11 protein-coding genes and 1 pseudogene are annotated in these 17,412 nt (G+C 60.2%); 9 read left to right on the top strand and 3 right to left on the bottom strand.

All coding sequences use genetic code 11. The features are described 5' to 3' along the window. Window positions 1-32 precede the first annotated feature (32 nt). From M6D32_RS24590 to M6D32_RS24580, 3 genes are all read left to right on the top strand, one after another. Window positions 33-1,049, top strand: coding sequence for a zinc-binding dehydrogenase (locus M6D32_RS24590; protein WP_298261206.1), 1,017 nt, complete (start codon window positions 33-35; stop codon window positions 1,047-1,049). A 61-nt stretch (window positions 1,050-1,110) separates the two neighbouring features. Further along, a complete protein-coding gene (locus M6D32_RS24585; RefSeq protein ID WP_298261204.1) occupies window positions 1,111-1,527 on the top strand; it encodes a PaaI family thioesterase in 417 nt (138 codons plus the stop codon). A 179-nt stretch (window positions 1,528-1,706) separates the two neighbouring features. After that, window positions 1,707-3,236: a class I adenylate-forming enzyme family protein gene (locus tag M6D32_RS24580; RefSeq protein ID WP_298261202.1), complete on the top strand. Its 1,530-nt coding sequence runs from the start codon at window positions 1,707-1,709 to the stop codon at window positions 3,234-3,236. Window positions 3,237-3,241: 5 nt separating this feature from the next. On the opposite strand, the gene M6D32_RS24575 is transcribed toward M6D32_RS24580, so the two are convergent. Next, window positions 3,242-4,069, bottom strand: coding sequence for a VOC family protein (locus M6D32_RS24575; RefSeq protein ID WP_298261200.1), 828 nt, complete (start codon window positions 4,067-4,069; stop codon window positions 3,242-3,244). A 59-nt stretch (window positions 4,070-4,128) separates the two neighbouring features. Then, window positions 4,129-5,061 (bottom strand): N-carbamoyl-D-amino-acid hydrolase, encoded by a 933-nt coding sequence (locus M6D32_RS24570; protein WP_298261232.1) that lies wholly within the window; start codon window positions 5,059-5,061, stop codon window positions 4,129-4,131. A 337-nt stretch (window positions 5,062-5,398) separates the two neighbouring features. Here M6D32_RS24570 and M6D32_RS24565 point away from each other — a divergent pair, with 337 nt between their 5' ends. The 4 genes and pseudogenes from M6D32_RS24565 to M6D32_RS24550 all read left to right on the top strand — a co-directional run bounded on the left by M6D32_RS24565 (window position 5,399) and on the right by M6D32_RS24550 (window position 10,387). Further along, on the top strand, window positions 5,399-7,051 hold the full coding sequence (locus M6D32_RS24565) for an NAD-dependent malic enzyme (RefSeq protein ID WP_298261198.1): 1,653 nt from the start codon (window positions 5,399-5,401) through the stop codon (window positions 7,049-7,051). A 396-nt stretch (window positions 7,052-7,447) separates the two neighbouring features. Next, window positions 7,448-8,500: pseudogene (locus M6D32_RS24560) on the top strand (glycosyltransferase family 4 protein); the annotation flags it as partial. 92 nt (window positions 8,501-8,592) lie between these two features. Then, window positions 8,593-9,225, top strand: a complete 633-nt coding sequence (locus M6D32_RS24555) for a 2OG-Fe(II) oxygenase (protein ID WP_298261196.1) — start codon at window positions 8,593-8,595, stop codon at window positions 9,223-9,225. Between the two features lie 334 nt (window positions 9,226-9,559). Beyond that, window positions 9,560-10,387 (top strand): FkbM family methyltransferase, encoded by an 828-nt coding sequence (locus tag M6D32_RS24550; RefSeq protein WP_298261193.1) that lies wholly within the window; start codon window positions 9,560-9,562, stop codon window positions 10,385-10,387. A 132-nt stretch (window positions 10,388-10,519) separates the two neighbouring features. Here M6D32_RS24550 and M6D32_RS24545 read toward each other — a convergent pair whose 3' ends face one another. Continuing rightward, complete coding sequence (locus tag M6D32_RS24545) at window positions 10,520-10,795, bottom strand: hypothetical protein (RefSeq protein ID WP_298261190.1); 276 nt, start codon at window positions 10,793-10,795, stop codon at window positions 10,520-10,522. Between the two features lie 674 nt (window positions 10,796-11,469). Between M6D32_RS24545 and M6D32_RS24540 the strand changes: the two genes are divergently transcribed. Both M6D32_RS24540 and M6D32_RS24535 read left to right on the top strand, forming a co-directional pair. After that, window positions 11,470-16,023, top strand: coding sequence for a chemotaxis protein CheB (locus M6D32_RS24540; protein WP_298261188.1), 4,554 nt, complete (start codon window positions 11,470-11,472; stop codon window positions 16,021-16,023). A 526-nt stretch (window positions 16,024-16,549) separates the two neighbouring features. Next, window positions 16,550-17,227 carry a nitroreductase gene (locus M6D32_RS24535; protein ID WP_298261186.1) on the top strand — a complete coding sequence of 226 codons (678 nt, stop codon included), beginning with the start codon at window positions 16,550-16,552 and terminating at the stop codon, window positions 17,225-17,227. Window positions 17,228-17,412 lie beyond the last annotated feature (185 nt).

The raw sequence follows: 17,412 nt of genomic DNA, 5'->3' as shown, positions 1-17,412 counted from the left end.
GCCGCCCGATCGCGAGCAAACAGGAACACGAGATGTCAGAAACGATGCGGGCGCTGCTTCTGCGCCAACACGGCGGGTTGGAAAATCTTCAGCTGGTGAATGACCACCCGAGACCCAAGGCGAAGCCGGGAAGCGCCGTGATCCGCGTGCGTGCCTCATCGTTCAACTACCACGACGTTTTTACGGTAAAGGGCATGCCTGGCATCAAGGTGCCGCTGCCGGTCGTGATTGGCCTCGATATGGCGGGCGAGATCACCGAGATCGGCGAAGGCGTGTCGGGCTGGAAGGTCGGCAGCCGCGTGCTCGTCAATCCGCTCAACAAGAAAAAGGGCCTGATGGGCGAAATGCTCGATGGCGGCATGGCGGAATATTGTCTTGTCGAGGCCGATCAGTTGATCGCCATGCCGGACGGCGTCAGCTTCGAGGAAGCCGCCTCGCTGCCCGTTGCCTATGGCACCGCGCACCGCATGCTGGTCACGCACAATACCATCAGGAAGGGCGACCGTGTCCTGATCCTGGGCGCGAGCGGCGGCGTCGGCACCGGCTGCGTCATCCTTGCCAAGCTGCTGGGCGCCGAAGTGATCGCCTGTGCGAGCAGCGCCGGCAAGCTCGAAAAGCTCAAGGCGATGGGTGCCGACGAGGCGATCAACTACAGGGAAGTGGATTTCTCGAAATGGGCGATCGAGAAATTCGGCAAGCCGCAGCGCCGCACCCATGAAGGCGGCGTCGATGTCGTGATCAACTTCACCGGCGGCGACACCTGGGTGCCGTCGCTGCGGTGCCTCAAGCGCGGCGGCAGCCTTCTGGTCTGCGGCGCCACCGCCGGACATGATCCGAAGGAAGACCTGCGCTATATCTGGAGCTTCGAGCTGAAGGTGATCGGCTCCAACAGCTTCTACGAGGATAACCTGACCGACTTGATGAAGATGATCGCCGAGAAGAAGATCTCGCCTGTCATCGACGCCGTGCTGCCGCTCGAAAAGGCGGCGGAGGGCCTGCGTCTCATTCAGGACCGCGAGGTCATCGGCAAGGTCGTCGTCGCACCTTGAGAGCCAACTTTCGACAGCCAAGGACGACGACCAAGAATAGCAAGAATAGAGAGTGTGTACGATGAGTGACATTCCAAGCGTCGAAGAGGTCCAGAGCAAGATATCCCGCGGACCTTACCATCAGTGGCTCGGCCTGAAGGTGGTTGCGGTGGGCGAAGGCACGATCGAACTGACCGCGACCTGGCGCGAGGAATGGGTAGTCAATCCCGATCGCGGTTATACCCATGGCGGCATTCTGGCGGCACTGGTCGACCTTACGGCGGACTGGGCCATGGTGTCGAAGACCGGCCGCGGCGTTCCGACGATCGATTTGCGCGTCGACTACCACCGCGCGGCGATGCCCGGCGTCCTGACGATCCGCGGTGAGATCGTGAATTTCGGCAAGCAGTTCTCGGTGGCGGAAGCCAAGGTCTTCGACAAGGAAGGCCGTCTGCTCGCCAGCGGCCGCGGTACCTATCTCACCGCGCCGCCAGCCTGACGGGAATGCTAGTGGAGTGGATTTGACATTCGCGATAAACCCGACCACGAATTCGCAACGCGAATGTCAAATTCAAAACTCCACTAGAAACATACATTTGCTAGTGGTCCTTTTAATTCTAACATTTGCAAAAGTGGCCGCTGTAAAGGGATGCAAATGTTAGAATCGGACCACTAGTCGTGGCTGCTATCCCTTCGTTCTCAAATCTGGGAGCCCTGACCTCTCTAAAGGGCGATCCAGACAAGATCGCGATTTTCGATCTCGGCACAAGCCCCGAGCGCCGCTTCAGCTACCGCGATTTTGAAACCCAAGCTAATGCCGTCGCGCGGGCGCTTGGCGCGCGTGGTCTGGTACGCGGCGACCGCGTCGCGATCCTGTCGTCCAATCGCTTCGAATATCTTACGACCGTGCACGGCATCATGCGCGCCGGCTTCGTCGCGGTGCCGGTCAACTTCAAATTCCCGCCGGCGACGATCGACTACATCGTTCACGATTCCGGCGCCAGACTCGTGTTCTGCGACGCGCCGCGATCGAACAACGCGCCGAAAGATGTGCCGCGCATCGGCTTTGATGGCGGCGACGGGAGCGAAGACTTCGCAGCCTTCCTCAAGACCGGGCCGTTTACGCCGATCATCCCGGCCGACCGCGAGCCCGCGATGTTTCTTTATACGTCGGGCTCGACCGGGCGGCCGAAGGGCGTCGTGCTCTCGCATCAGAGCCATATCTGGGTGGTCGAACAGCGCATGTCCGCGCAGGACATGAGCCAGCATCGTTTCCTGGTTGCAGCGCCGCTCTATCATATGAACGCGCTCGCCATGAGCCAGCTGGCACATGCGGCCCACGCAACGATCGTTCTGCTCCCGCAATTCACGACCCAACTCTACCTCAAGGCCATCGAGAACTATCGCTGCACCTGGCTCACGGCCGTGCCGCCCATGATCGCGATGATGCTCAACGACAAGGAGCGGTTCGCGGCGACCGACCTCTCCAGCGTGGGCTATTTGCGGATGGGATCGGCGCCGGTCAGCCAAAGTCTGATGGACGCGATCCACCACGCCCTTCCGCGCGCTGCCGTGACCAACGCTTACGGCACGACCGAAGGCGGCCCCGTCGTGTTCGGACCGCATCCGAAAGGCTTGCCCCAGCCCGATTTGTCGGTCGGCTATCCGCATCCGAAGGTGCAGGTGCGCTTGATCGGCGAAGACGGCAAGCCTTCCAATACCGGCGTACTCGAAATGAAAAGCCCCGCGATCATGAACGGTTACCACAACCGCCCGGACGTCCCCTCGCCGATCAAGTCAGACGGATTCTATGTCACCGGTGACGTCTTTCGCCGCGATGAAAACGGTTTCCACTTCTTTGTCGGACGCACCGACGACATGTTCGTGAGCGGAGGCGAAAATATCTTCCCCGGCGAGGTCGAGAAGATGCTGGAGACCCATCCCGACGTCATCCAGGCTTGCGTCGTGCCGGTCGACGACGACATCAAGGGAACCAAACCGGTGGCGTTTGTGGTCAAGCGCGAAGGCAGCGATCTCGATGAAGCGAAGCTGAAGGCTTTTGCGCTCGCCAATGCGCCGGCTTACCAGCATCCGCGCTCGATCTGGTTCGTCGACAGTCTTCCGCTGGCATCGACCAACAAACTCGACCGCAAGACGCTCCGCGGCATGGCAGCCGAGCGGCTTGGGCGGACAGCCGCCTCAGCCTGACGATTTCAGCAAAACTCGAACAGGGTATTGAGGGACGGCGCCTGCACGCGCAGAGAACCATGCTCGCTTTCAACGCGCAGATCGGCGATGGACGAAGCAAGGTTGCCGATACGCTTCAGATCGGGCGCGTCGAATACCAGCGCGCCGAAGAGGCTGCCACGGCCATCAGCCTGGACCCCTAGTTCGCCATAACGCGCACGATAACGCTCGGGCGAAATCAGGGTAAGACGAAAGCCGCCCGGTAGCACGATCCACCAGTCGTCTCCTTCTCTCAAGGGAGAGGATTGCGCCGCTTTCGCGTAGCGCAGCACGTCGACCTCCGCAATCGAGGTCACGATCACGAGCTCCTTCAGTCCGCAAACGCCGTTCGTATGCAACATCCACGGCCGGTGCCAGACCAATTCCGGCGTATAATGCTGGCAGTAATAGACCCTTCCCGCTTCAAATAGTTCCGGCGCGGTGCGCGCAGTCCGAAAGCGTGCCTCATGCTCGACGCCGTCGATGGTGACGGGGCGCGAAAAGCTCTGGGGCTCGAGCATGGCAACGCCAGCGTCACGCAGCGTACGTTGTGTGGTGTCGGCATCGTTGGCTTTGAACACCAGCCCGTTCAGACCGCGCGGGCTTTCGAGGAGGTCCTTGCGGACTTTATCCGTACCGGACGGCAGACCTAACAGTTCCACATAATCGTGCTCGAACATGACAAGATGATTGATCGAACCGAGCGAATGATAGCCGCGCGGCGTCAGCGTGAAGCCAAGCTCCGACATCAGCGTTGCGGCACGGTCCATGTCGAACAGGACATTGATCACGACGTGGTCGAGCGCGAACGTCATGTTGATCGGCTCCAAGTAGTTCCGCGAACTGCTATGCGGTCGACATACAGAATGGCGTCTCAAGCTTCCGGCGGTGGAACGGCGCCGGCGCGGCTCGTGATCAAACCATAGTGCTCGATGCGGCGATGCCGCGCAAAATCGAAGATGGTCGTCTTGCCGAAGATCGTCGCATCGAGATCGCACGGATGCAGCAGCAATTCATCACCTTCCGTCTTGGCTTCCGCAACGATCTCGCCGTTGGGATCGACAATGAGACTGCCGCCGATCAGCGGAAACCCATCCTCGACGCCAGCCTTGGCGACGGCCACCACCCAGGTTGAATTCTGGTAGGCGCCAGCCTGCACCGACAGGCGGTTGTGAAACAGCCGCGTTTCCGGGCCCTCGTCGCTCTTCTGCGAATTGACCGAAGGGGTGTTGTAGCCGAGCACCACCATCTCGACGCCTTGCAGCCCCATCACGCGGTAGGTCTCGGGCCAGCGCCGGTCGTTGCAGATCGCCATGCCGAAAATGCCACCCATGGCGCGCCACACCGGAAAGCCGGTGTCGCCTGGTTCGAAATAGCGCTTTTCCAGATGCTGGAAGGAGCGCGCGGGATCGAATTCGGAATGCCCTGGCAAATGCGTCTTGCGATATTTGCCGACGATCTTGCCGGACTTGTCGGTCAGGATGCAGGTGTTGAAGCGATGTCCGCCCGGCGTGAGTTCTGCGTAGCCGAGGCTCATGGCCATTCGATGCTCGGCGGCGCGGGCAAACAGCGGCTTCGTTGCCGCATTCGGCATCTCGCGCTCGAACCAGGCGTCGACCTCGGCCTGATCTTCCATATACCAGCGCGGGAAAAACGTGGTGAGTGCGAGTTCCGGATAAACGATCAGATCGGCCCCGCGGCGCTTGGCCTCATCCATCAGCGCAACCATGCGCGGGACCACGGCTTGACGGCTCTCGGCGCGCTGAATGGGGCCCATTTGAGCAGCGGCGACATTGATGACGCGCATGAACGAGCCTTCGAGTTTTTGTTCCGCGCTGCGATGGCCAAAAACCCGGGACGTTGTTGCAGCGCGGATAATGATCAGAGTCATAGAATCGTTTCATCTGGAGTCAAATCGGTTCGCGGCGCAATACATTGCCTTCATGGCAGGTCTGATATGCCAGCAATATGGTCATCATGTACTTGCGACCCGTCACGGTTGCTTTCAAACCTGAATTCTGGTCAATGCAAAATGATTGCAGAAGGACGCCATTTGGTTTCTTCTTGAACCTAGCCGTCTTCCGTTTCAAAGCGGGACAGCGAAGCCAAATAAGGCGAAAGCCAAGAACGAGAGAGGAAACGCCATGATCGCGCCAGTTCGGGCGATGACGCCATATTCTCAAATCCCGGATTCTCCGCATGGCCTCGCGCTGTTGCGCGACCCGCTGCTCAACAAGGGGACGGCTTTCACCGAAGCCGAACGGGACGCGCTTGGCTTGCGCGGCTTTCTTCCCGCTCATGTGCTCTCGATGGAGGAGCAGGTGGCGCGCGTTCTGACCAATCTGCGCAGCCTCCCCAACGATCTCGAAAAATATATCGCCCTCAATTCGCTGCACGACCGCAACGAAGAGCTGTTCTTTCGTGTGGTCTGCGACAACATCGATGAAATCCAGCCATTGATCTACACCCCGACGGTGGGACTGGCCTGCCAGCGTTACGGGCTGATCTTCCAGCGTCCGCGCGGCATGTTCATCAGCGCTAACGACAAGGGCCGCATCGCCGAACTGCTCGGCAACTGGCCTTATCCCGCCAAGCTGATCGTCGTGACCGACGGCGAACGCATTCTTGGATTAGGTGACCTCGGAGCCCACGGCATGGGTATTCCGGTCGGCAAGCTCTCGCTTTACGCAGCCTGCGCGGGCGTGCACCCCGAGCATTGCCTGCCGATCATGCTGGACGTCGGCACCAACAACCAGGACCTCCTCAACGACCGCTATTATATCGGCCTGCGCCAGAAGCGCCTGAGCGGTGCGGCGTACGACGAATTCGTCGATGAATTCATCACCGCTGCGCGTGCCGCCTTTCCCGGCGTGCTGATCCAGTTCGAGGATTTTGCCAATCACTCCGCGTTCCGTCTGCTGCACAAATACCGTGAAGAAATTCCGGTCTTCAACGACGACATTCAGGGGACGGCGGCGGTCGCGCTGGCCGGACTGTTCTCCGCCTTGCGCGTGAGCGGCGGCAAGCTCGCCGATCAACAGGTGCTGTTCCTCGGCGCCGGGGAAGCGGCGACGGGCATCGCCGATCTCATCGTCTCGGCGATGATGGCCGATGGCCTCTCGGAAACTGAGGCGATCGAGCGCAACTGGCTGGTGGATTCACGCGGCCTTGTCGTGAAGAACCGCGAAGGGCTCACCGAGCACAAGAAGCGCTACGCGCACGATCGCGCGCCGGTCAAAGACTTCCTCACCGCGATCCGCACCCTGAAGCCCACCGCGATCATCGGTGTCGCCGCTGTCGGCGGCGCCTTCACGCCGGAAGTGCTTCAGGCAATGGTCGAGATCAACCACCGGCCGATCGTGTTTGCGCTTTCCAACCCGACGTCGAAGGCGGAATGCTCCGCCGAGGAGGCCTATCGCCACAGCGGCGGCCGGGCACTGTTCGCATGCGGTAGTCCCTACGATCCGGTGAAGCTCGACGACAAGACATTCGTGCCGCGCCAGGGCAACAATTCCTACATCTTTCCGGGCGTCGGGCTCGGGGCGATCGCGAGCGGATCGAAGCTCGTGACCGACGAGATGTTCATGGCTGCCGCGCACACGCTGGCCTACCTGGTCACCCAGGAGGACATCGAGCAGGGCAGCCTTTATCCCTCGCTGCCGCGGATCCGCGAGGTCTCGGCCCATATTGCCGCTGCGGTCGCCGAGGTCGCCTATAAGCGCGGCCTCGCAACAGCTGCCCGGCCGAATGACATGATGGGGTATATCGAGCAGCAGATGTACGACCCGCATTACTGATCATCCTCAGAACCCCCGATCTGCGCCGGAACAATCGGGGGTTTCCGTCGGCGGTTCAACTTCACACCGGTGCTCCATCTCCCGCTCTGGGCGAGCCGGCCGGTCGCGCGCAGGCCGACAGGACCGACGCCCGGAGCTGGCCGGGGAACCGGACGCCTTGTCGTGCTGATGACAAAAGCCGGCCTGCCCGGTAATCGGCTCGTGCGTTTCCCCAGCGCGGGCCTCTTTCGGACGTTTTGCGACGTTTTTACTTGGTTTTTCCCAAATCCAGGGCTTAGAAGGCCGTCATGAAATCCTTTTTGCCTCTGGCGGGGACTTCCCTCCCATCGCTTTGTGCGGCACGTCGGGCGCTGCTATGACCTGCGATAGCTCACCGCGCTGACAGGGATCATCGGCTTGACGGACGGTTTTTCGGAAATCGAAGTGGTCGCGACGAATTTCAACTGGCGCCGATCCGGCGGCACGACCGCGGTGGTGCAGCTGGTGCCGGAGCAGGCGAAGACGTTGAAAATCGCAGCGCTCGGCTTCGACTTGCCGGCGCGGGTCCCGCGCATGCGTTGGCGCGACGTTCCAAAGCTGTTTCGCCGCCCGGCCCATCGGCCATTCCGAATCTTTCACTGCCGCCGCAACAACGAGATGATGGCGGGCCTTTTGCTAAGAGACGTGCTGCGCGCGCCGCTGCGGCTGATTTTCAATTCGGCCGGCCAGCGCCGGCATAAGCCGCTGACCCGCTGGATGCTGCGGCGGATGGACGCCGTCATCACGACCAGCGAGCGTTCGGGAAGTTTCCTCGATGTACCGTATACGGTGGTGCCGCACGGAACGGATTTCCAGCAATTCTACCCCGCGCGCGATCCGGCTGACGACTTTTCGGTGGCCGGTCTGCCGGGCAAATACGCCGTTGGCTGTACGGGGCGGATTCGCCATCAAAAGGGCACCGACCTGTTCGTCGATGCGATGTTGCGGCTGCTGCCGCAATATCCGGACTGGACCGCGATCATTACCGGCCGCACCACATCCGACAATTTGGGCTTTGAGCGCGAGCTGAGGTCGAAGATCGCGGCCGCGGGCCTGACGCAGCGCATCCTGCTTCTCGGCGATGTCGACGATATCGCCATATGGTATCGGCGCTTCACCTTGTTCGTGGCACCGTCGCGCCAGGAAGGCTTTGGCCTGACGCCTCTGGAGGCGATGGCCTCGCAGACCGCGGTCGTCGCCTCCGATGCCGGGTCCTTTCCGTCGATGATCAGGCCCGGGGTCAACGGTGCCATCGTGCCTGCGGGCGATGGGGAAGCCCTTACCGCTGCGATCGAGCCCTATTTTCGCAGCCCCGATCTTGCTAAAGAACACGGCCGGGCGGCGCTGGAATTCGTGCACACGAACTTCTCGCTTGCGGCCGAGGCTCGCGGCATCCGCGCCGTCTACGACCGCCTGTGGGCCGAAGGACAAGGACCGCTTGGCCTGTCGCGAAAGGAGCGACAAACCGCTGCTGGGAACAAGCTCTCCGTTCATCCGGACGAGGCCCAGTACCAGGAGGAACCATGCTGAAACTCGACATGCTTCGCTCGACGCCTCTTGAACACGATCCGTTCGAATATCTGATCGTGAAGAATTTCGTCGATCAGCAGCGGCTGAAAGAGGTCCTGGCCGACTATCCCGTCGTGCCCGGTCCCGGCTCCCATCCGCCTGCCGGCCTGAAGATTTCCGGACATTTCAAGGACCTCATCGACGAGTTGCTGGGATCATCGTTTCGGAGCATCGTCGAGGAGAAATTCGACATCGATCTGGCCGGCCGACCGACGATGTACACGGTCCGAGGCTTCTGCCGGACCCGCGACGGCCAGATTCATACGGACTCCAAGACCAAGATCATCACCGTCCTGCTCTACATGAACGACGATTCCTGGGAGAGTTCGACCGGCCGCCTGCGCCTGTTGCGCAACGATTCCGATCTCGAAAATTATGTCGCCGAAGTCGAGCCGTCCGGCGGAACGCTGCTGATCTTCAAACGGTCGGACAACTCATGGCACGGCCATCACCCCTTTGAGGGCAAGCGCCGCGCCATCCAGCTGAACTGGGTGACCGACCAATCTGTCGTCGACCGCGAGCAGAGCCGTCACGGCTTCTCCTCGAAGATCAAGCGGCTGTTCCAGCCGTCGAACTGGATACAGTGAGCCTAGTGAAGCGACTCTGACGTTCCTTTCAATTTCTCGGCGACCTTTTCAAAGGAACGTCAGCGTCAAAGCTTCACTAGAATTAATAAGTTGCTGGAGCTCCTTTGATTCCGAAGTTCGCATCAGAGGCTACCGCGATATCTTGCGAACTTCGGAACCGGAGCTCCAGTACCGCGATCTGAAGTCCCTGTACCACAAGCGGCGAATTCGATCAGGGACTTCAGATCGATAAAGCGGTACTAGAATCAATAAATTTGTTAGTGCCCATGACTTTCCGAAGTTCGTGAAGGTGGGCGCTGCGATGGAGCACGAACTTCGGAAAGCGGGCACTAACGTGCGACACGACAACGATAGATCCACCGCGCCCTTCGGAGCGTTGGCGCCGAACGCGGCGCAGGCAGCGATCATCCGGCTGGCGCATCGCTCTGGCCTGAAGCGCGGCGCGTTCCGGCCGTGGATGTCACGGCTGGTCAGCCTGATGCGGGCCGGACCGGTCGATGCGCAGTATCAAGGCGCCTCGTTTCGCTTTTACCATCTGGCGAGCGCCACCGAGCGCGGCGCGCTGTTCAATCCCGACTACAATCTGGAAGAGCTTTCCTTCCTGCGGGCGTACACGCCCGATGGCGGCGTGTTCGTCGACGTTGGCGCCAATGTCGGCACCTATGCACTGACGCTCGCCTGCAAAGTCGGCAGCAGCGGAACGGTCATTGCGGTCGAGCCGCATCCGGTGGCGCATGCCCGCCTCGCCTTCAACCACGCCGCTTCCGGTTTCACGCAGGTCAAACTGGTCGCGGCCGCCGCCGGGCCGTCCGATGGCGAACTCCTGATCGAAACCGACGGCGACAATCTCGGCGCGAGCCATATCGTCAACGGCCAATCTTCAAGCCGCGCTTTCCGCGTTCCGGCGCTGACGCTGCAACAGATTCTCGCGGACGCCGGCGTCGGCCGGATGAACGCGCTGAAGATCGACGTCGAAGGCTTTGAAGACCGCGTGCTTACCGGCTTTTTTGCGCAGACCCCGGAGACACTGTGGCCGCGCGCCGTTGTAATCGAGCACCTGTCGCGCGAGGAATGGCAGCACGACTGTATCGACGACATGATATCGCGCGGCTATCGCCAAACGGGCAAGACCCGAAGCAACACGCTTCTCCTGCGCCAGTAGGACGCGCCTGCATCCTGATCTGTCGGGAAGGCCCGCTATCAAGATCATTTACCCCAATGGAAGAGCCGCCTGTTAACGGGCGGCACACTCGGAACGGGTAGAATTCCATCGAGCGAAGCCGCCGCTCGCTTCTCAGGGCTTTTTCGACCTGGGTACAGGCTTCGATTTAGGCACTTGCGTCGGTTCCTTGGCTTTCACCCGATCGTTCTGGCGATCTCGCGCCTTCGTCAATTCTTCCCTCAGCTTTTTCCGTTCATCGGCGCTCAAGGCGGGCGTTTCGCGCCCGGCTGGCGTCTCCACCTGAGCATAAACGCTCGTCGGCGCGCCAACAGGCTGGGCCACGCTGCCGCAAAATGACAGGCTCAGCATGAGCGCAGCCAATGGCGCTGCTTTTCCATTTCTCGACATCGGCGCCTCTCTCATGTCAGGAGCCCGAAAGAACAATAACGCACTGGCGAGCCGAAAGGCTGTGGAACCGAAGCTCCGCGTTTCGCGCCTACTTCGAGTGCGCTCGTCTCTGATTTCACGAGGCTTTAAAATGGGAGGGAGTGCTGGCGGAGAGAGTGTCAGTCAACTCTCATTGAAAGACAAAGCGTTTTTGATCTTCTTAGGCAAAACCCACCATTTGAGCTACGGCCGAAAACTGGCGTTTCGCCTCCAATCTGTTCGGGAATCCATCGTGGCTCATCCAGATACGGGGATCAAGGACGGCGCAGCCGTCGCTGCGCGGTCCTCACCCTTGACGGGACCAGCGAGGCGAGAAAACCGGCTCTCCAACGAACGATGCCTTACAAGACGCCAACTTGATTTCTGCAGAGCGTCGAGCTGCCGCAGCTTTGCATTTTTGCGATCATTGGCACGACGATGGCGAAGGAGACGACCGCGAGGGAATTAGATCAAGACATGCGGGGGCCACCCCATGGCAGGAGCCACTCAATGAAGTTCCAGACGTTCCTCCGGCGAATTATGAGTATGTTCCGGGCCCGCCATATGCATAATGGCGGCAATTGCGTGCCCATTCGCAGTGACATTGCCAGCGGACCGGCAGCCAGTCGCTATTAGGGCCAGTAGGCGTATTAGGGGTGGCAGCAAAAAAGCAAGCCGGGAAAGCGACCCGGCATCGCAAGAAGTCGACCCGGGCAACAGCCGCTCGGAAGTCCGGCCGCGCGACAAAAACGCGTGTTTCTGACCGCGCGGTGACGCGGCACCTGATTGTCGGTATCGGTGCGTCAGCCGGCGGTCTGGAAGCGTTCTCGCAGTTGCTTCGGCATCTGCCGGCAGACACTGGCATGGCCTTTGTTCTGGTGCAGCATCTCGACCCGAACCGGGAAAGCGCGCTGACGGACCTGCTGTCCCGGGTCACCTCGCTGCCGGTGCGCGAGGTGACCAAAGACCTGCCTGTCCAGCCCAACCACATCTATGTCATTCCCCCCAACAGTAGCCTCACCATTGCGAATGCCGTCCTGAAGCTTCAGCCCCGCCAACTGACCGCCGGGGCGCATCGATCCATTGATTTCTTTTTTGATGCGCTGGCACAGGACCAGCGCGAGCGCGCAATCGGTGTGATCCTGTCGGGGACGGCGACCGACGGCACGTTGGGATTGGAATCCATCAAGGCCGAGGGCGGGATTACGTTCGCGCAAGATGATACGGCTCACTACAATTCGATGCCGCGTAGTGCTGTTGCGGCAGGATGCGTGGATTTTGTTCTCGACCCAGAGAATATCGCGAGAGAACTCTTTCGCATTGCGAAGCATCCCTATGTCGCGGGCCAACATCATGACCCTGAATTTCGTCCAGAAGCGGATCGGGCGTTTGCTACCTCGCACGAAGGAGATGAAACTCCGCTGCCCTCGGGCGGTCACGGGATTCCGCGCACAGGATCGAAGCAATCTCGTGCCGAAAGCGAAGCGGCACGTGGCAGGGTAGGAGATGATGGTTTCAAAAAGATCCTGCTCGTACTCCGCAACCATTGCGGGGTAGACTTCGCGCTCTACAAATCCGCCACCATTCAGCGGCGCGTCACCCGGCGCATGGTGCTGAACCGGCACAATACGCTAGGCGGATATGCCGCTTTCCTGAAGGGCAACACCGCGGAACTCGACGCCCTGTACTCGGATGTGCTCATCAGCGTGACGAGTTTTTTCCGCAATCCGGAAGCCTTCGACATTCTCAAGCGCAAGGTGTTTCCCAAGCTGCTTCAGCAGCGGGGTGATGATCCGTGCCGGGTTTGGGTGCTCGGTTGCTCTACCGGACAGGAGGCATATTCCATTGCGATGACGTTCGTGGAGACCGCGGAGAAATCGCCCCGCATGCGCAAGCTGCAGGTTTTCGCCACGGACCTCAACGATGCGTTGCTGGAGAAAGCCCGTCACGGTCTTTACGCCAAAAGCCTCGCGCAGGATGTTTCGCCGGAACGGCTGCGACGGTTTTTTGTCGAGGAGGAAGGCGGCTACCGGATCAACAAGGCTTTGCGCGAAATGGTTGTCTTCGCCCGCCAAAACCTCATGAGCGACCCACCTTTCTCGCGCATGGACCTCGTAAGTTGCCGCAACCTGATGATTTATCTTGAGTCGGGTTTGCAGAAGAAACTGATTCCTACGTTTCATTATGCGCTGAAACCGGAGGGGTTTCTATTCCTGGGCAAATCGGAATCCATCGGCGGCTTCACCGACTTGTTTGAGCCGGCAGATCGAAAGCACAAGATTTACTCCAGGAAAGCCGCGCCGACTCCGCCGTTTTATCTGGCGGTTCGAAAAGGGCTCGCTGAGCGCAGATCTCCGGGGCTGACCCCGCTGGGCGGTCCCCGTCCAGCAGAGAGGGGACAGGCAGGGCCGGAGGGTTTCCGCTCCGAACTGAACTCGCAGCGCGAGGCCGACCGCATCACGGTCAATAAATTTGCCCCTCCCGGGGTGCTCGTGAATGCGGACCTGCAAGTCCTTCAGTTCCGCGGCCCGACCAGCGCTTATCTGGAGCCGCCCAGCGGCAAGGCGAGTTTCGACGTGCTGAAAATGGCGCGCGAAGGTTTAATGCTGCCGCTGCACGCCGCCATCAAAAGGGCGAGGAAGGAAAACAAGCCTGCGCGTAAGGAGAACGTGCAGGTCGGGCAGAACGGCGACACCCGGCTGGTGAACGTGGAAGTCATTCCGCTCAAAAGCTTGAAAGAGCGTAGCTTCCTGATTCTGTTTGACGATGCCGAAAAAGGCCGCGCGTTCCCCGGCGTCCCGTCCCGCGAGCAGCCGAGTGGCGCCAAGAGGACGCCACACCCCGCCCGCAAGAAGGACGAATCCCGCCGTCTCGCGGCCATGGAGCGCAATCTTTCAGAAACGCGCGATTACCTGCAATCGATCCAGGAACAGCACGAGGCGACCAACGAGGAACTTCAGGCCTCAAACGAAGAAATCCAGTCCGCCAATGAGGAGTTGCAGAGCGTCAACGAAGAACTGGAAACGTCGAAGGAAGAACTGGAGTCGGCGAACGAGGAGCTGAACACCGTCAATGAGGAGATGGCCTCCCGCAACATCGAACTCAACCGCCTCAACAGCGACCTGTCCAATCTCCAGACCTCGACTCGCCTGGCCATCGTGTTGTTCGGGCGCGACCTGACCATCCGCCGCTTCAGCCCGCAAGCCGAAAAACAATTCAATCTCATGGCGACCGATGTCGGAAGGCCCATCAGCGAAATACGGCACAATCTCGACCTGACCGACCTGGAGACATTTATTGCCGAAGTTATTGCTTCCATCCGCGAGCGCGAGCGCGAGGTGCGCGACAAGGACGGCCGCTGGTATTCCCTGCGCGTGCGTCCTTACCTGACGATCGACAACAAAGTGGACGGCGCAGTGCTGGTGCTGGTGGACATCGACGCGCTCAAAAGATCGGAACGGGTTGTCGGCGCTGCGCGTGATTACGCCGAGAGCATCGTTCGCACCGTGCCTAACCCGTTAGTGGTTCTCGATGCCGATTTGCGCGTTCGGACAGCCAACGATGCATTCTACCGCACATTCCATGTATCGGAGGAAAAATCAGAAGGCCGCTTGATCTACGATCTGGGCAACCGGCAATGGAACATTCCGAAGCTGCGCGAACTGCTCGAAGAAATTTTGCCAAACAAGAAAGTCATTAACGAATTCGAGGTGACGCACGAGTTCGAATCCATCGGATGGCGCACCATTCTGGTGAACGCATGCACGCTGAGGGGAGTCGAAGACCAGCCCGCAGGCATTCTGGTCGGGTTCAATGATATTACCGATCGTACACATGCGGAGAAGGCGCTGCGCGAATCGGAAGCGCGTTTTCGCAGTCTATTTACGGGAAACATGGCGGCCATGGGTCTTTGGACCAAAGATGGCGGTGTTCCCGACGCCAACGATACGCTGCTCAATCTGATTGGCTACACGCGCGAAGAACTCGCCGCCGGTCAAATCAGTTGGGCCGAATTGACACCGGCTGAATTCGCGGCTTTGGACCAGCGAGCCGTGGCGGAAGTCGTGGCGAAAGGCTTTTGCGCTCCTTACGAAAAGGAATTCCTCCACAAGGACGGACGGCGGATTCCAATCCTGATCGGCGGCGGAAGTCTCGAAGGTGGCGGGGAAATCGGCATTTTTTTCGTCGTGGACCTGACCGAGCGAAAACGGGCGGAGGAAGCCGCGCGAAACAGTCTCGCGGAATTCCAGATCCTTGCCGACAACATGGCGCAACTCGCCTGGACATGCGACCGGCTTGGCGACGTCACGTGGTACAATAAACGTTGGTTCGACTACACGGGGTCGACGTTCGAGGAAATGAAGGAGTGGGGCTGGAGGAAGGTACAACACCCCGATCATGTTGATCGCGTCGTGGCCCGTGTTACGCATTCTCAGGAAACCGGCGAAATCTGGGAGGACACGTTCCCGCTGCGAGGCAAGGACGGTAATTATCGTTGGTTCCTCTCGCGGGCTGTACCCATACGAGACGCCGACGGCAATTTAGTTCGCTGGTTCGGCACCAACACCGACATCACGAACGAACGCAACGCCGAGGAGCGTCAATGGCTCCTCACGAAGGAACTTGCGCATCGGGGCAAGAACCTGCTGGCCGTGATTCAATCCATCGCATCACTCAGCCTGTCCGGCACGCGATCGCTCGCCGAGGCGCGCGACGTGCTCACGCGCCGTATACAGGCGCTCGCGCAAAGTCAATCGGCGCTGCTGACGACGGGATTCGAAGGTGCTGCCGTAGCGGAGATCATCCGTCTTGAGTTCGAAGCCTTCTCCAACCGGGTCAAGGCTATTGGCCCCGACGTGATGCTGAATCCGAAAGTGGCGCAGACCTTCGCGCTCGTTGTGCACGAACTCGCTACCAATGCCACCAAGTACGGTGCGCTGTCCGTGCCTGACGGCCAGGTCTCGATCCGCTGGTCGATCGAAGACGCGGGCGCCGAGTCTAGGTTCAAGTTTCAATGGCTGGAAAGCGACGGACCGGCCGTCATCCTTCCGACCCGGCAAGGCTTTGGTCGTACGGTGCTTGAAAAGGCCGCGGCGGAGGATTTTGGTGCGCAACCAAAGATCAGTTTCGCGCCTGCAGGGTTGACCTATGAAATCGATGCGCCGCTGTCGGTCGTAGTGGCCAACAGCGCGGGGGTCGGCAGCCTTTGAGCGCGGGAACGCTCAAAATTGCTGCCCCAGGTTGATGCACGGATCAGGTATCGATTGGTCAAGGTTTGGGAACGATTTGTGAGCGTCGGCGTCTGTGGATTCCCGCGTTCCTGTCCGGACCGGCCGCACGCCTGCGACGGCTATTGAACTTGTTCATCGGAGTTGCTGGATACGGCGGTGGTCGACATTGACAATCCGCTGGAGCAGAAAACCTTGCAACCACTCGACAGCCCGATCGGCACGAGGTTGTCACCCATGTCTTAGGTACGTTCTGTTACCCATGTCTCCGGGCCGGACATCGCACAAATGGCGGAGAGAGTGTCAGTCAACTCCTGTTGAAAGATAAAGCATTTTCGTCCTTCCTCGATCAAAACCCACCATTTGAGCAACGGCCTGAAAAGCCTGCGCGCCTTTCCAGCTGGTACCGTCGCGGGCCATGCGCAGGTGGCGGCTCGTCGCTTGCGCATGGGTGCAGAAACCACGAAAATCGGGGCTGATTCAAAAGTTGTCAGGGAATTCCACACAGATGCAGTTTGATGACGTTATCCTCGGTCGCCGGAGTATCCGCGGTTACAGGCCTGATCCGGTACCCAAGGCGCTGATTGCGGAAATCATTGGCCTGGCGATGCGCGCACCGTCGTCGATGAACACCCAGCCGTGGAATTTCTACGTCATCACCGGCGAACCGCTGGACCGGATCCGCGCCGGCAACACCGAGCGGATGGTGGCGGGCATCCCGCAGTCGCGCGAATTCCGCACGGGGCAGCCCTTTGCAGGCAAGCACCGCGACCGGCAGGTCGGCGTCGCCAAGCAATTATTCTCCGCGATGGGGATCGAGCGCGACAACAAGGACAAGCGCCAGGACTGGGTGCTGCGCGGCTTCCGTCAATTCGACGCGCCGGTCTGCGTGATCATTACCTATGACCGAGCGCTTGATGGCAGCGACGACACGCCTTTCGATTGCGGTGCCGTGGCGACCGCCCTGGTCAATGCCGCCTGGTCTCGCGGGCTCGGCGCCGTGATCAACAGCCAGGGCATCATGCAATCACCCGTGGTGCGCGAGCACGCGGGAATAGCCGACGATCAGGTCATCATGAAAAGCATCGCGCTGGGCTGGCCGGATGAAACCTTTCCGGCAAACGCAGTCGTGTCGGAGCGAAAGTCCGTCGAGGAAGCCACGGTATTCGTCGGGTTCGGGAATTAGGCCTGCGCCGCTAAGCCCAGTGTATGCGTAGAGCAGTTGCGCGTCGAAAAACGTCGCGCATCCGATCTTTGCCGAATTGTCATCAACTAGCCGACCTCCGATCCGGAGGCGGCGCTTCCAGTCCGGTGACGCGCGCACTTGATCTGCGTCCGGCTTTCCGCCGAAAGCGGACTTGCCGGTAGGCA

The organism is Bradyrhizobium sp., from assembly GCF_027307225.1.
Lineage (GTDB): Bacteria > Pseudomonadota > Alphaproteobacteria > Rhizobiales > Xanthobacteraceae > Bradyrhizobium.
This window is presented reverse-complemented; position numbering and strand designations above follow the sequence as displayed.

Excerpts from the sequence above, each read along its gene's own strand:
- M6D32_RS24570 (WP_298261232.1), bottom strand. The coding sequence starts at position 5,061 with ATGCGCGTCATCAATGTCGCCGCTGCTCAAATGGGCCCCATTCAGCGC.
- M6D32_RS24585 (WP_298261204.1), top strand. The coding sequence starts at position 1,111 with ATGAGTGACATTCCAAGCGTCGAAGAGGTCCAGAGCAAGATATCCCGC.
- M6D32_RS24590 (WP_298261206.1), top strand. The coding sequence starts at position 33 with ATGTCAGAAACGATGCGGGCGCTGCTTCTGCGCCAACACGGCGGGTTG.
- M6D32_RS24555 (WP_298261196.1), top strand. The coding sequence starts at position 8,593 with ATGCTGAAACTCGACATGCTTCGCTCGACGCCTCTTGAACACGATCCG.
- M6D32_RS24575 (WP_298261200.1), bottom strand. The coding sequence starts at position 4,069 with ATGACGTTCGCGCTCGACCACGTCGTGATCAATGTCCTGTTCGACATG.
- M6D32_RS24535 (WP_298261186.1), top strand. The coding sequence starts at position 16,550 with ATGCAGTTTGATGACGTTATCCTCGGTCGCCGGAGTATCCGCGGTTAC.
- M6D32_RS24545 (WP_298261190.1), bottom strand. The coding sequence starts at position 10,795 with ATGTCGAGAAATGGAAAAGCAGCGCCATTGGCTGCGCTCATGCTGAGC.
- M6D32_RS24565 (WP_298261198.1), top strand. The coding sequence starts at position 5,399 with ATGATCGCGCCAGTTCGGGCGATGACGCCATATTCTCAAATCCCGGAT.